The sequence below is a fragment of the Okeania sp. SIO2C2 genome (assembly GCF_010692625.1).
Taxonomy (GTDB): Bacteria; Cyanobacteriota; Cyanobacteriia; order Cyanobacteriales; family Microcoleaceae; genus Okeania; species Okeania hirsuta.
Genome location: NZ_JAAHGM010000004.1, coordinates 165,122 through 178,614 on the forward strand (window position 1 = coordinate 165,122; position 13,493 = coordinate 178,614).

The 13,493-nt window shown below is 35.5% G+C and carries 14 protein-coding genes and 2 pseudogenes; 3 read left to right on the forward strand and 13 right to left on the reverse strand.

From position 1 onward, the window contains the following. Nucleotides 1–60 precede the first annotated feature (60 nt). Nucleotides 61–726, reverse strand: a complete 666-nt coding sequence (locus F6K18_RS04320; RefSeq protein ID WP_287518970.1) for an HAD family phosphatase — start codon at nucleotides 724–726, stop codon at nucleotides 61–63. A gap of 217 nt (nucleotides 727–943) precedes the next feature. Here F6K18_RS04320 and F6K18_RS04325 point away from each other — a divergent pair, with 217 nt between their 5' ends. After that, nucleotides 944–1,078, forward strand: a complete 135-nt coding sequence (locus F6K18_RS04325; RefSeq protein ID WP_287518973.1) for a hypothetical protein — start codon at nucleotides 944–946, stop codon at nucleotides 1,076–1,078. A 121-nt stretch (nucleotides 1,079–1,199) separates the two neighbouring features. Here the strand turns inward: F6K18_RS04325 and F6K18_RS04330 are convergent, their stop codons facing one another. The 7 genes and pseudogenes from F6K18_RS04330 to F6K18_RS04355 all read right to left on the reverse strand — a co-directional run bounded on the left by F6K18_RS04330 (nucleotide 1,200) and on the right by F6K18_RS04355 (nucleotide 5,044). Further along, the gene (locus F6K18_RS04330) at nucleotides 1,200–1,451 is read right to left on the reverse strand and encodes a DUF433 domain-containing protein (protein ID WP_287518976.1); all 252 of its coding nucleotides are present in this window, start codon (nucleotides 1,449–1,451) and stop codon (nucleotides 1,200–1,202) included. Nucleotides 1,452–1,588: 137 nt separating this feature from the next. After that, on the reverse strand, nucleotides 1,589–1,801 hold the full coding sequence (locus F6K18_RS04335; protein ID WP_287518979.1) for an XRE family transcriptional regulator: 213 nt from the start codon (nucleotides 1,799–1,801) through the stop codon (nucleotides 1,589–1,591). Beyond that, a pseudogene (locus tag F6K18_RS04340) lies at nucleotides 1,794–2,186 on the reverse strand (type II toxin-antitoxin system RelE/ParE family toxin). Before F6K18_RS04340 ends, F6K18_RS04335 begins: the two are co-directional and overlap by 8 nt. Nucleotides 2,187–2,238: 52 nt before the next feature. Next, nucleotides 2,239–2,553 (reverse strand): DUF433 domain-containing protein, encoded by a 315-nt coding sequence (locus F6K18_RS04345; protein WP_287518982.1) that lies wholly within the window; start codon nucleotides 2,551–2,553, stop codon nucleotides 2,239–2,241. A gap of 25 nt (nucleotides 2,554–2,578) precedes the next feature. Beyond that, nucleotides 2,579–2,761, reverse strand: a pseudogene (locus tag F6K18_RS36435) (hypothetical protein); the annotation flags it as partial. Between the two features lie 12 nt (nucleotides 2,762–2,773). Next, entirely contained in the window at nucleotides 2,774–2,905 is a 132-nt protein-coding gene (locus F6K18_RS04350) for a hypothetical protein (protein ID WP_287518984.1), read from the reverse strand. A gap of 411 nt (nucleotides 2,906–3,316) precedes the next feature. Continuing rightward, nucleotides 3,317–5,044: a succinate dehydrogenase/fumarate reductase flavoprotein subunit gene (locus F6K18_RS04355; protein ID WP_287518986.1), complete on the reverse strand. Its 1,728-nt coding sequence runs from the start codon at nucleotides 5,042–5,044 to the stop codon at nucleotides 3,317–3,319. Nucleotides 5,045–5,101: 57 nt separating this feature from the next. On the opposite strand from F6K18_RS04355, the gene F6K18_RS04360 reads away from it, so the two are divergent. Beyond that, nucleotides 5,102–5,368, forward strand: coding sequence for a hypothetical protein (locus F6K18_RS04360; protein ID WP_287518988.1), 267 nt, complete (start codon nucleotides 5,102–5,104; stop codon nucleotides 5,366–5,368). A 511-nt stretch (nucleotides 5,369–5,879) separates the two neighbouring features. On the opposite strand, the gene F6K18_RS04365 is transcribed toward F6K18_RS04360, so the two are convergent. Both F6K18_RS04365 and F6K18_RS04370 read right to left on the reverse strand, forming a co-directional pair. Then, nucleotides 5,880–6,188: a hypothetical protein gene (locus F6K18_RS04365; RefSeq protein WP_287519109.1), complete on the reverse strand. Its 309-nt coding sequence runs from the start codon at nucleotides 6,186–6,188 to the stop codon at nucleotides 5,880–5,882. Between the two features lie 1,315 nt (nucleotides 6,189–7,503). Further along, on the reverse strand, nucleotides 7,504–8,613 hold the full coding sequence (locus F6K18_RS04370; protein ID WP_287518991.1) for a tetratricopeptide repeat protein: 1,110 nt from the start codon (nucleotides 8,611–8,613) through the stop codon (nucleotides 7,504–7,506). Between the two features lie 1,297 nt (nucleotides 8,614–9,910). On the opposite strand from F6K18_RS04370, the gene F6K18_RS04375 reads away from it, so the two are divergent. Then, nucleotides 9,911–10,264, forward strand: a complete 354-nt coding sequence (locus F6K18_RS04375) for a DUF4258 domain-containing protein (RefSeq protein WP_124145961.1) — start codon at nucleotides 9,911–9,913, stop codon at nucleotides 10,262–10,264. A 620-nt stretch (nucleotides 10,265–10,884) separates the two neighbouring features. Here F6K18_RS04375 and F6K18_RS04380 read toward each other — a convergent pair. The 3 genes from F6K18_RS04380 to F6K18_RS04390 all read right to left on the reverse strand — a co-directional run bounded on the left by F6K18_RS04380 (nucleotide 10,885) and on the right by F6K18_RS04390 (nucleotide 12,886). Further along, complete coding sequence (locus F6K18_RS04380) at nucleotides 10,885–11,805, reverse strand: hydratase (protein WP_287518995.1); 921 nt, start codon at nucleotides 11,803–11,805, stop codon at nucleotides 10,885–10,887. 26 nt (nucleotides 11,806–11,831) lie between these two features. Next, nucleotides 11,832–12,647 (reverse strand): pentapeptide repeat-containing protein, encoded by an 816-nt coding sequence (locus F6K18_RS04385; protein WP_287518998.1) that lies wholly within the window; start codon nucleotides 12,645–12,647, stop codon nucleotides 11,832–11,834. 101 nt (nucleotides 12,648–12,748) lie between these two features. After that, nucleotides 12,749–12,886, reverse strand: a complete 138-nt coding sequence (locus F6K18_RS04390) for a hypothetical protein (protein WP_287519000.1) — start codon at nucleotides 12,884–12,886, stop codon at nucleotides 12,749–12,751. Between the last annotated feature and the right edge of the window lie 607 nt (nucleotides 12,887–13,493).

Genomic DNA, 13,493 nt, shown 5'->3' on the forward strand with positions numbered 1-13,493 from the left:
TAAATTCCTTTGTGAAACCCTATTAAGCTAAAACCAATTTACAAGGTTAAAAACTTATTTCTACATACCGGAAATATTCCAACTATCTAAAAGTTGCTGTAGTTTCTCATCACTAAAATCATTAATAACAATACTCGCTCCCACCTCTAATAAAGATTCAGGTTCATGGGTAGAAGCAACTCCTACTATATAAATTCCTGCTCCGACTGCTGACTTAATTCCCGAACGAGAATCTTCAAAAACAATTGCCTCTTCCGGGGAAATTTCCAATTTTTCTAAACATAATTTATAAGGTGCAGGATCGGGTTTTGCGACAGTCATTACTCCACCTAATATTACTAATGGAAAAGTCTCTGTTAACTGCAAAACATCTAACATAAATTCAGCATTTTCTGGAGGTGCATTTGTCACAACTGCTTTCTGAAGTTTTTGTTTTTTTACCCATTCAATAAATTCTAATAATCCTGGCATTGGTTCTAAGTTTGTAGCCATTTCTCGAAATTTAGCTTCTTTATAATCTGCTAATTCCTCTACTTCTGTATCTGATAAATGCGGTAGTAATTTTTTCAGAATTGTGGGATTAGTTCCACCACTAATTTTTTCCTTATAAGAGTTATGGTCAATTACTATTCCGTAATTATTTAAAATTTCTTTCCATACCTGGAAATGCAAGGGGTCTGTATTGACTATGGTGCCATCGAGGTCAAACAAAATTGCTTTTAGCATCTTAATTTATATAGATAGTGTTTACTTTTGCGGTCTGAACTGAAAATTGAATTTCTCAGAGAAGGTCTAGATCGAAGGTTCGTGGAATGAGGGAAAATTAAAGCTTAAAAGTATGGATTTATATAAATCTTAGCCCTCTTACTGAACAGTGATTTAACAATACGATACTATCATTGTATCAACTTAATTCTAACATCTGAATCAAATAAGGTATGAAATGGATAGAAATAAATCTTATTTAGAAACAGGAATCTCTAATTTAGACTCTGAACTTTATGGTGGCTTTTTCTGTGATAAATTAACTTCTATTAAAGGAAGAGTTGCTGTGGATAAAACAACCTTTATAGTGTAACTGATAATCAGTAAATAAAAAGGAAAAAAAGCAGCAAAAATTACAATATGTGACGTTTAAGTAAGCGATCGTTTACTTCTTGAGGGTGAAATTTCGCCTCATTTTTTCGACGTACTTGTACTTATTGTGCTATTTTTTGTCGTTCCTGCAAATACTTTTCTACTTCTTCTTGATACCTTAAATAATAGACAATAACTGCATAAGCATCTGCTAAATTTAATGATAGATATGCCAAACAAATTTCTTCTGCTGTTGCTCCTTGTTGAAAAACATAAACAACTGTATCTAGAGTAACTCGTGTTCCGGCAACTAGAGCTACACCATCCGTATTTATTGTTAAAGGAATAGGTTCTGCTGTGATTGAAATTGTCATAATATTTGTTACTAATTCATATTTTAATATACAATATTTATCTCTCCATACTTACTTTTTGGTGATTTAGGTTTAATCACTATTTCAATATCTTGACCTAGATAATTGAGAAACTGAAATAATTGGTCAGAATCAAATTATTGTAATAAACCACTGATAAGTATCGAAATTTTTTCCTCACTAATACCTAATAATTCTGATGCTGTAGAAAGAGTTAATTTACATTCATTAATTAATTCACATATACGGTTAGCAATTTTTGCCTTAGCTAGAGTTTTTTCAGCATTATTAATACCTAAATCAGCAAACACATTACCACTACTTACAGTTATTAAAGTTTTATCACTCATTATTATTATTCCCTTGATTATTTATCAAAGATTCATCAAAATGTAGTTGGGCTATTTTAAGTCTTTGCTTAATTAGTTCAATATCTTTTTGAGGTGTTTTTATCCCTTTTTTTTATTTCTTCTGAAAAGCATGAAGAACATAAATAACTCCTTTTAATTTTACTGTATAAACAGCTCTATAAGTATCTCCATCAAAGTCTTCTACTATTTCAATTATCCCTCCACCTAAACCTTTGAGAGGTTTAGCACTGATGTATTTACTACCTACTTGTGCTTAATACAAAGCAAATCCAATCTCATCTTTTACAGATTCGGGAAACTCTCTTAAATTTTTTAATGAATCCCCAATCCAAAACAGGGGTTTAATTTTTTCGTCACTAGCCATAATATAAGTATTGTGACATATTTTTATAGATATTTTAGCTCTGGGAAAAATCTTAATTAATTAAGCGATCGCCTACTCCTTGAGGATGAAATTTCGCCTCATTTTTTCGACGTACTTCTTGTGCTATTTTTTGTCGTTCCTGCAAATACTTTTCTACTTCTTCTTGATGCCTTAAATAATAGACAATAACTGCATAAACATCTGCTAAATTTAATGATGGATACGCCAAACAAATTTCTTCTGCTGTTGCTCCTTGTTGAAAAACATAAACAACTGTATCTAGGGTAACTTGTGTTCCGGCAATTAGAGCTACACCATCCGTATTTATTGTTAAAGGAATAGGTTCTGCTGTGATTGAAATTGTCATAATATTTTTGTTACTAATTCATATTTTAGTATACAATTTTTATCTCTCCATACTTACTTTTTGGTGATTTAGGTTTAATCACTATTTCAATATCTTGATCTAGATAATTGAGAAACTGAAATAATTGTTCAAAATCAAATTCTTGCAACAGACCACTGATAAGTCTCGAAATTTTTTCCTCGCTAATACCTAATAATTCTGATGCTGTAGAAAGAGTTAATTAACGTTCATTAATTAATTCACATATACGGTTAGCAATTTTTGCCTTAGCTAGAGTTTTTTCAGCATTATTAATACTTAAATCAGCAAACACATTACCACTACTTGCAGTTACTGGAATTTGAGCGCTCATTATTATTATTTTGACAAAAGTATAAAAACAGGACTTACGGAAAAACAAAATTATACACCATCTGTAGGGGCGAATGGCATTCGCCCATATTGGGTAAATGGTACTCCGTAATTCCTGAGAAAGAAGGAAAAAATAATATCAAATCCGTTAGTTTCGGAGTAATATAATTCCGTCGATAGTCATATAATGAGCAGGGAAAAATAGCCATTTACCCTTACAATTTAGACTCTTATTTTCAGAATTTTAAATAACACTAATGCTAGCGGATTTGATATAAGAAGTCAGAAATAATACCATTTTGAAAAAACAATTTTACAAAGAGTAAGTCTGATTAAAAGACTTTCTAAAAAATGGTATTAAAGCCATTCATTCTGACTCCTGACTCCTGACTCCTGACTCCTAAAATCCTACTTAATACTTCCGTTCTTGCGGTTCAAACATAGTTATTGCCACAGGTCGATAACCAATATCAATTCCTGCCAACGAATAATACGCCAAAGTATGCCGTAAAAACTGCTCATCATTTCGTTGGGTAAAATCTTCCCGACTGTGAGCACCACGACTTTCCTGACGACTCAACGCAGAACTTAAAATTGTCTCCCCCACCACAATAATACTCCGCAACTCCAATGCTTCAATAATCTCCGTATTCCACAACTTACCCTTATCATCCAAATAAACCTCCTGATATTGCTCCTGCAACTGCTTCAACTTTTCCAACCCTTCTTGCATCACATCCTGAGAACGAAATACACCGCAATGCTCAGTCATCGTATCCTGAAACTGCTGCCGTAAAAAATCAATACGATATTCTCCCGAACGGTCTAACAACCTTTGAATTTGTTCTCGTGCCTCCTGAATATAAGGTTCTTCCTCAATATTCGGCAATTTGCGACCTTCCACAAAATCAGCGATCGCTGCCCCAGTCCGTCGCCCATAAACCACACATTCCAACAAAGAATTACTGCCCAAACGATTCGCCCCATGCACCGACACACAAGCACATTCCCCCGCAGCAAATAACCCATCCACCAAACTATCGGCACTCGCCCAAACTCTACCATCAGTATTAGTAGGAATGCCACCCATAGAATAATGAGCAGTGGGACGGACTGGCATTGGTTTGTTCACCGCATCAATACCTAAAAGACGATGTGCCTCTTCCCAAGCAAACGGTACTCGACTCATAATTTTTTCCCGCCCCATGTGCCGTAGATCGAGATAAACAAACGGACCACCCGCAGTACCATCCATATTAATTCCGCGACCAGCACTAATTTCCAAAGTAATAGCACGGGAAGTAATATCGCGGGGTGCCAACTCCATGCGACTAGGAGCATAATTTGCCATAAAGCGATCGCCATCACTATTAATCAGATAAGCACCTTCACCGCGCACCGCTTCAGAAATCAAAACTCCTGCTGGATATAAACCTGTAGGATGAAACTGTACAAACTCCATATCTTGCAGAGGAAGGCCAACCATTGCTGCCATTGCCAAACCGTCGCCAGTAGAAGCATAATCATTGGAAGTAGTATTAAATACTCGACCATAACCACCAGTGGCAAACATTACTGCCTTTGCTCGTAGCACAACAATTTCACCATCCAGAATATGGTACATAACCACGCCTTTTGCCTGACCATCTTCGAGTATCAGGCGCATTACATACCATTCCTGATAAATATGCACCCCATAACGACGGAGGTTATTTACCAATTCATGTAAAATAGCGTGACCAGTTTTATCCGCAGCATAACAAGTACGGTTGTGGGAATGACCGCCGAAAGCACGTTGAGCAATGCGACCATCTGGCAACCGAGAAAATAATACCCCTAAATGTTCGAGGTCGATAATTACATCTGGTGCTTCTTTTGCCAAAATTTCCACTGCATCCTGGTCAGCTAGATAGTCCGAACCTTTTACAGTATCAAAAGCATGAGCTTTCCAACTATCTTCAGGGTCTACATTTTGGAGGGAAGCAGCTATTCCACCTTGAGCTGCTACCGAGTGGGAACGAATGGGGTGAGTTTTGGCAACAACTGCCACATTTAAGCTGGGATTTTTGCGAGCTATTTCTACAGCAGCGCGACTGCCTGCTAGACCGCCACCTACTATGATTACGTCGTGTTCTAACATTAAGTAAATTTCTAATAGTTTTATGCTGTTATTATCTTATATTAATTTGATAACTGTTTGCTACAAATAGTTAGGCTATTTCTTAGGAGTCAACCCACCCCTCGCCCCTCCCCCTCCCAGGAGGGGAACTCAGGAGTCAGGAGTCGTATGGGAATGGCTTCAATACCAGTTTTTAGGTCAGAAATTCTCTTTTTCTCTTGGTGCGCTACCAGGTGCGACTGGTGTCGTCGTGGGGTCGCACCGCTCTCTTGGTCGATTGGATATGGCGAGGAGACCCGTTCTTACAGACCCGCTTTCCTTAGGGAATGCTACCGCAAACGCTAACGCCATCCCACCCTACGGGAAGGTGCGCTAACGACCGCTTTGTCAAAAGGACATTTTCTCTAAAATTTTTTAATCACACTTATTATTCGTAACATTCTTTTTTCATGCATGGTATTATACTAAATTTTATTTTAATTTGTAGCAATATTTTTTTATAGTAGTTGAAGGAAAGGCTAGGATAGATCGAGAGCTTAAAACTCAGACAAAGTAATATTTTTCCTTCTTCCTTTTTCCTTTTTCCTTCTTACCGAATAATTAAGGTTTAAAGCCTCTCCTTTAAAGGAGAAACAAGAAAAAATTTTCATGATTAGTCAATCCTCTTCTTTTCAAGGAGAGGTAATAATTAATAATTAATAATTAATTAATTGTTGAATTCTTCCTTCTGCGATAAACTAGCCTTGGATAAAAAACCCACCTGTGTCATTAAACAGGCAGGTTTTTAACTTTTTAAGTGCCTCGAATTAAATGAGGACTTTAGTTTTCGGTGTTGCTCAATTCAATGTCAAAACATTTAGCCTAGAGAAGTTGCTGCTTGCTGACCAGGCATTGACGTTTGAGACTCTTCTTCATCGTTAGGTTCTACTGAAAATACTTCAATATGATTTAATAGGGTAGTTACAAAAGCAAAAAGTAGGAAGGGTAGAGACAACACCACTATTAAAGCAATAGCCCCTAGAGCATAGACTTGGCTACTGCTAGTCCAAAGGGCTATTCCTCCAGCTATGCTCAAGAATACCACTATTAACCAAACAATAATTTGGCCATAAATGTCGCCGAAAGTCAGTGTACATTGGATACGATATTTTTGGAGATTATTCATCATCTTTACCTCTTTACATTAACTCAAATTAATAAGTTAGACTAACTGTCAAACTAGAGTAATTTATAGGTTAGACCTTTTGTCAAACCAGAGTAATATTTATTACGATCAAAATCGTAATTGTTACAATACTTTACAGTTTTTAACTGTAAAATAATAGAGCTGTTACAAAAGTAATAATTAAATCTTTTTTATCTTTTTTTTATCTACATTTTTCTCTTTCAAGCTATTCTTAATTTCTGAAATAAGGAACGCAAGTTAATGTGTGATTTGATACTGAAAAATTTTAGCTATATCATCAGTAGTTAATACCAAGTGTGAAAAAAGAATGTTACGAATAATAGGGGCAATTAAAATATTTTATAGAAGATGTATCTTGGACTAAAAAGATAAATTCAGATCTAAAAACTGGTATTAAAGCCATTCCCATACGACTCCTGAGTTCTGAGTTCTGACTCCTAAGAAATATCCTAGTGCAGGATGGCGGAAATAACTGACCAGTTACAAAATCCTCAAACAATTACAAATCAAAAATGATTGACTGTCAGATGTGCGTCTTACATTCTGGAGGGGCTGTGTGCGGAATTACTTCCGCACTTTATACGTAGGAAACCTCGCCAATTAGCACTCGCTTTTAAATGCATGACTTTTAACTTCCGCGTAGCGGCACTAGCTATTTGTAGCAAACATTTATCACCCTTGGTATAATACCATGCATGAAAAAAGAATGTTACGAATAATAAGTGTGATTAAAAGGCAGGTGCAGGAGATGTCCCTTTGACAGAAAAGAGAATTTATGACCTAAAAACTGGTATTGAAACCATTCCCGTGTGACTCATTCCTCCTGACTTCCCCTCCCAGGAGGGGATGGGGGTGGGTTGTGGTTTAAAGCTCGCCCATGTTGTGAGTTTATGTATTGCATCTGCTCTGATCTCAGCGACTGCTTGGTGCGCTACCAGGTGCGACTGACATCGTCGCGGGTCCCATCCGCATAGTGCTGAAGAGTGGGAAGCTTTAGGTAAGATGGATTTAAAAGATACTGAGGAGTTTATGAATACTCTGTGGCAAGAATTAGAAAATTTGAATTTTTAGATCTAACTTATATTAATTTGAAATATTTATCGAGAAAAATTAATAGGGAACAGGGAAAAAGGAAAGATTTGTTGACAGCTCTAATCTCAAAATTTTTCTGAAATTTCTTCAGGAGGAAAAGAATATTTAAAGTTACAAGAAGGAAGAGGTTATTTTAGATTTAAATATTCTATTTATTATCTTTTTCTTTCTGCCATCCTCCTTCTTCCAAAGCTGATATTAATTAATCTTCCAATTCCGTCATCATAGTTTCCACTTTTTCTTTACCTTCAGAATTATTCTGTTTCTCAAACAATTTTAATGCCGTTTCAAAAGACTTTCTGGCTTCTCGAACGCGCTCTCGACGGTGAAGAGCTAACCCCATTTTATAATGAGCATCTGCACGATCGGGATTTTTCTTAATTACTTGCCGAAACATAATTATTGCTTGTAAATAATCCTGGCTTTCTAAAAGTATCTCTGCTGCCGCAAACTTAGCCTCCACTAGATCGGGATTAGCATAAGCAGCTCTTTGATAAAATTTCAAAGCAGCTTGAGGATTATTTTGCGCTTTATAAATTTCCGCAATTTGAAACTGAATCTCTCCATTTCGAGATCCTAGACGAGAAGCTACTTTTAGAGTAGCTAAACCACCATTAATATCTCCAGTAGATAATAAAGCAGTTCCTAACTTGATTTGCACTCCTGGATCTCTCGGTGATAATCTAACAGCTTCTCGAAGTGCTTCTAATGCTTCAGGAAAACGTTCCTGTTTCAGTAATGTTAAACCCATTGAGGCATAAGCTTCAGCATTATTAGAATTAGATTGAATTGCTACTTGATATGCAATGATCGCCTCATTGTATTTCTCTAGACGAAACAATGCAGCACCTAATCCTAAATGAGCATTAACATTATTGCGGTCAAGTAAAGAAGCACGGCGATAAGCTTCAACTGCGGCCTGATAGTTTTCTAACTTAGCCATACTATATCCCAAACCATATTGAAAATCTGCTTTATGAGGCTCAATAGTGATCGCCTGTTGATAAAACTGACTTGCAGCTTGAAAATTTCCTTGGAGTGCTTCTAAATAGGCAATACCAGAATATATTTGTGCATTTTTTGGGTCTAAACGTGCTGCCTGTTGATATATTGTGATAGCTTTTTGGTATTTACCTGCATCCGCTAGCGCTCTTCCCTGGCGTAGTAGTTTGTCTAAGTTAGAACTCACGGATTGATTTTGAGCCAATAATTTGACCCCACAACCAGGATAAATGTAGGTATTTATGCCAGATGTTTTTTGACAAGCAACCCCATAGGCAACAGAAGGAATAGTGGCTGTTATTATGGCCACTACTAAACTACTAAATATTGATACTGTTTTTTTGTACACGGCCAGTCTGAAATATTAAATGTTCGTAGAAATTATTAATCATACCACCGCTTTGAAAAACTTATATAGCAAAGAAAGGTTTGATTAATACCAAATCTCGAAAACTTTTTAATTTAATACACAAAATTAACATGAAAAAATAACATTAGTTATCTAGTAAATTCTCGTATAAAGGGTCTCCCAAGAATTACAAATCTCCTGGAAACTACTAAACCCAAAATAGAAAAATAACGCTATAAATAACTGGTAAAAAAAGAAAATCAACCCATCTCCTGTCCCCCCACTATCGAAACTTATAGCAGTGTGCGCTGGTATATTTACAAATACCTTTCTAGGGGTTTCTTAGGAAACTGTTATCTTGAGGCAGGCCAGATTTAGGCGATCGCGAGTCAAGATTGATAAGTAATTCTTATAGTAGAATTTCGTCAGCTTTCTAAGATAAGAATAACTTATTAATTAATTTGAATTAAGAAAAAAAGTTTTAGTTTCTGATTAAATATTAATTTAATTTAAGTTAATTAAACTTAGTCAAGTAAATATTCACAAAATTAAACTTGTAGAAAGCTATGTTTTCCATTAATATGAGTGTTACTTTGGCAGAGTATACAGTGTTGCCAGTTTCTACATCATCCTGTGCATTATAGAATTTCAATCTGCTAATCAAATCAAACCTCTTGCTGACAAACTCTTCCAACTGGCAGCTTACTGTGGGGCAATAAATTGTTTAAATTATTATGATGCTTACTTCTCCCCCATTCCCCACTCCCCCACTCCCCCATTCCCCTACTAAATAATTGGCATCAGTAGCAGCAACGAGCTATTTTTGGCAATTACAAAATGTAGTATAAAACTACGCAGATAGGTTAGGGCAATTATAAACATTTAAACGATCGTCAGGAATTACTTCTAACTTCTAACTTGCGCGTAGCGCTATATAACTTGCTAATTTTGTAGGCTTTGTTAAGCTGGGTTTAAGGGTATAACTACTTCGGAAGAAAAATCTATTAATCCTCCTGCCTAGTGAAGGATAAAACAGTGTATTTATTCTATGTGGTTTTTACCGGGATTTATTTCTCAACCCACTGAAAACCTACCTAGAACATTGTCTGGAATAGCTACACAAAAGCTTTTAGTAAGCAAGCTGTTCCATATCTCTTTTTTGTGCTGAACTATTAGTCTATTTCTAGACATCAATTAAATTAAACCATGCTTAATTTTTTGCTTGTGATTTACCTAGTAACTTTACTAAATAAGGACAATGAACATGAATCACCAACTCAGTCTAGTGCTTCAAAATGACAAAAATATTCAAAAATTAGGTTGTATTAGCGCTGTACATAATCCTAAAGATACTAATCATTTGGAACGCCGACAACAACAACGTGCTATTAGTTTATCGATGATGAAAGTTGCCATAATTTATGGTAATAGACAATTTAGTTATGGGGCAGTCACTTATACTTTGACTGATAAGAATTTATGCAGAACTCCTTATAAAAGGTTTATAGATGTGCTGCGAGGATTGCGAGTTGTTTGTGTTCATGGATTTCCAGAACCTAAAATTATGACTGCTTATTGGCATAATAAAACGAAGCGAAAAGTTCATAGATAGATGTTTATATATTGCTAATTTATGAGCTTAAAAAGTTTACATTCATTCAGAAAACTTACCTTACTCAACCCAACTCACTACTATTTTATGTAGGCTAAAATGTTGGGTGAGAAAATTATTTATAGTAGAAGGAAGAAGGAAGAAGGAAGAAGGAAGAAGGAAGAAGGAAGAAGGAAAAATATTACGTTATTTACTCCTTATTATATCAAATCAGGTTAATTGCACATAGAATCCGCTTATATAATATCTGTTTATAATTCTATTATTACTTCAATACTAGACATCTCCGCAAAAGAGGGAGTAGGGATATTGCATGCAACGTCCGTACAGGGAAATAATTGATAAATAAGAGTATGATAATTGATTTGATTTTTTATTATTGGAGATGTCTATTTAATCTCCCATTTTCCCCTCCTGGGAGGGGGAGGGGCGAGGGGTGGGTCCCCTACTCTCAACTATATAATAAGTGTTCAACCGGATTTGATATTACTTCTTCGTTCTGTCATATAGCAATGTGCGCTGGCATATTTACAAATTACAGGAACTGTCCAATAGCTAAAAGTCTTATCTTATCGGCAATTTATTCCCCCTATTGCCTGTTGCCTGGACCCAGCGCTATACTATTCAAACTTCACAAATATTTCTACGGTTTCATTTGGAGTTAGACCTATATATTGAGCGCGGATAGTAGTATTTGATTTAACAGTAAAAAAATTTGTAATACTCCCCAAAGACAGTAGATCCCCTTTTTTTAATTGTTTACCTTCTGCTTGTAAAGAATTTTTAATCCAGAGAACAACATTCAGCGGATTACCTAATAAAGAACTGCTATTTCCTGATACTAATACTTTACCAGTTTCATCTAAAATTTCTAGGTTTAGATTCTTTAAACGACTTTCCCATTCATCAGTATCTGCTAAAGGGATAGGATTACCTAAAATTCCAGCTCTTGCCCCAACATTAATAGCTAAAAGAGCAGGTGCATCTAATTTTAAATCTTGACTATAAACTAAATCTGCTAATTCAAGAAATGGTATGACTGCATCAAGATATTTCAAAGTTTCTCTAGGAGTTTTAGCATTATTAATTTCTGCACTTCCAACTCTAACAATTAAATCACCTTCGCCTATTGGACGACTGCCAAATTTAGCTGGAATTATAGCACCACTTTCGAGCAACATTTTTTCGAGTAAAGCACCTCGCAAAGGCTGAGAAACATTAAAACGTTGTTGAGCATTTGGATTAGTTAGTCCTGCTTTGTAGCCAACTATTTGACCTAAGTTTTTACTAATTTCTGATATAAATTGCTTTTGAATTTGTTTTGCTTGAGGAATAGTTAGGGTTGTTGCAGTGTCAACAGGAGTTTTTGTCAGGTAATTTTCTACCAGATTTTTGACTAACTGAGAATTACTATTTTGAGTAACTCTAGATGTAGAATTGTTATCTGATGCTTCTGTTTCCGATGATATTTTTGATGTTTCAAAAGTGCAGGCTGAAAGTAAAAATATTAAGAGTAAAATGAGGTATTTAGATATGTGCATAATTTTGAGTTTTTAATCAAACTTTATCAGTCTTTCTCCCATATAGAACAATCAGGAGGATTTTTAGGATCGGAATTTTTATCTTGTTCAATTTCCTTGATTCTATCTTGATTAGCTTGTTTGTCTGTAGGAATCCATTTGAATTCAATTATTTTGTCTAGATTATTTTCAACTATTGTGACTAGATTGTACATAACTCTTCTGTCTAGACTGTATCCAAATGTTCTTGTTTCTAGATTGTTTTCAACTATTGTGTCTAGATTGTCTTCACGTGTTGCACCGTTTAAATAAGCTGCTTCTTTCCAATTGCAAGCTAATTTTATTTGTGCATTACGGAGATTTTTTGCATTATTAAAATAAGTTCCACGGAGGTCTGCTCCACTAAGATTTGTTCCACGAAGGTCTGCTCCACTAAGGTCTGCTCCACTAAGATTTGTTCCACTAAGATTTGTTCCACGAAGGTCAGCTTCACGAAGGTCTGTTCCACGGAGGTCTGCTCCACGGAGGTTAGTCGTAACGAGGTAAGCTTCAGAAAGGTAAGCCCCCAGGAGTTTCGTTTCAGTAAGGTTAGCCGTACCCAGGTTAGTTTTACGGAGGTTAGCCTCCACTAAGTTAGCTCCACGGAGGTCTGCTCCAAGGAGTTTAGTTTCATTCAGTCGTAGAGCAGATAAATCAAACCCTTCTTTGTGTAATCTTTCTACTGCAGTTTTCACAACCCCAGATCGATCGCTTCTACCATCATTAATAATAGTCCATGTAGAAAAAAGTTTATTTTCTTTTTGTTCTTCTATCCCTGTTAACCAGGTTACTAAACTAACAATAATGGCAACATTGGCAAGCAAACTAAAAACATCTAAAATTGCTGAATTTTTTAACAGATAATGTATATCTTCTAAAAATTTCTCAATAGGAGTTGTTTCCCACCAATCTGCAATACGTCTGATTAATCTGGTTTTTTTTCAGGAGTTTTTTTGTTAGGAGATTGAATGTTTGGAGGAAAATAAAAACCTTGTTGTCTGAGATTTTCTATTCTTTCCTCTAACTTTTTGTTCTTTGATTTTTGTTTTCTATTCTTTTTCATTATCTTTATCTTTCGACTTTAATAGTAGACCGAAAAATCTAAAAATAGTGCAATAAGCGTAGGTTGGGTTGAGGAACGTTAGTAGAGCTTATCCGTTAGGATAAACCCAACAATAATCCAATATAATTGGCGTTGGTGAATCGAACGATGAAATCTTATAAGAAACCTGGTTTGTTGGAGATAGATGTTAGTATCATAAGCCATCTAATACAAACCCGGTTTCTACCCTTGGAAAAAATCATAGCTAAAATCACCAACGCCATATAATTCAAATAAGACCAAAACTCATAAGCTATGGAACCATAATTAGTAGCTCTTGAGATTACAAAACTGCAAAAAAAAATCCTTAACTCAACTTTATTGAACAATAATGAGGTAAGATATTGTTGGGTTTATCCTACGGATAAGCCACCCTAACACTTCGTTCTACTCAACCTACAATTATAGTAGCTCTTGAGATTATAAAACTGCAAAAAAAAACCTTAACTCAACTGTATTGAACAATAATGAGGTAAGGTATTGTTGGGTTTCACTTCGTTCTACCCAACCTACAATTATAGTAGCTCTTGAGATTATAAAACTGCAAAAAAAATCCTTAACTCAATTG

Bases quoted from the DNA above. Each gene is read 5' to 3' on its own strand.
- F6K18_RS04330 (WP_287518976.1), bottom strand. From the start codon at position 1,451: ATGACAATTTCAATCACAGCAGAACCTATTCCTTTAACAATAAATACG.
- F6K18_RS04380 (WP_287518995.1), bottom strand. From the start codon at position 11,805: ATGCACATATCTAAATACCTCATTTTACTCTTAATATTTTTACTTTCA.
- F6K18_RS04345 (WP_287518982.1), bottom strand. From the start codon at position 2,553: ATGACAATTTCAATCACAGCAGAACCTATTCCTTTAACAATAAATACG.
- F6K18_RS04365 (WP_287519109.1), bottom strand. From the start codon at position 6,188: ATGAATAATCTCCAAAAATATCGTATCCAATGTACACTGACTTTCGGC.
- F6K18_RS04350 (WP_287518984.1), bottom strand. From the start codon at position 2,905: ATGAGCGCTCAAATTCCAGTAACTGCAAGTAGTGGTAATGTGTTTGCT.
- F6K18_RS04390 (WP_287519000.1), bottom strand. From the start codon at position 12,886: ATGAAAAAGAATAGAAAACAAAAATCAAAGAACAAAAAGTTAGAGGAA.
- F6K18_RS04335 (WP_287518979.1), bottom strand. From the start codon at position 1,801: ATGAGTGATAAAACTTTAATAACTGTAAGTAGTGGTAATGTGTTTGCT.
- F6K18_RS04320 (WP_287518970.1), bottom strand. From the start codon at position 726: ATGCTAAAAGCAATTTTGTTTGACCTCGATGGCACCATAGTCAATACA.
- F6K18_RS04325 (WP_287518973.1), top strand. From the start codon at position 944: ATGGATAGAAATAAATCTTATTTAGAAACAGGAATCTCTAATTTAGAC.
- F6K18_RS04375 (WP_124145961.1), top strand. From the start codon at position 9,911: ATGAACATGAATCACCAACTCAGTCTAGTGCTTCAAAATGACAAAAAT.
- F6K18_RS04355 (WP_287518986.1), bottom strand. From the start codon at position 5,044: ATGTTAGAACACGACGTAATCATAGTAGGTGGCGGTCTAGCAGGCAGT.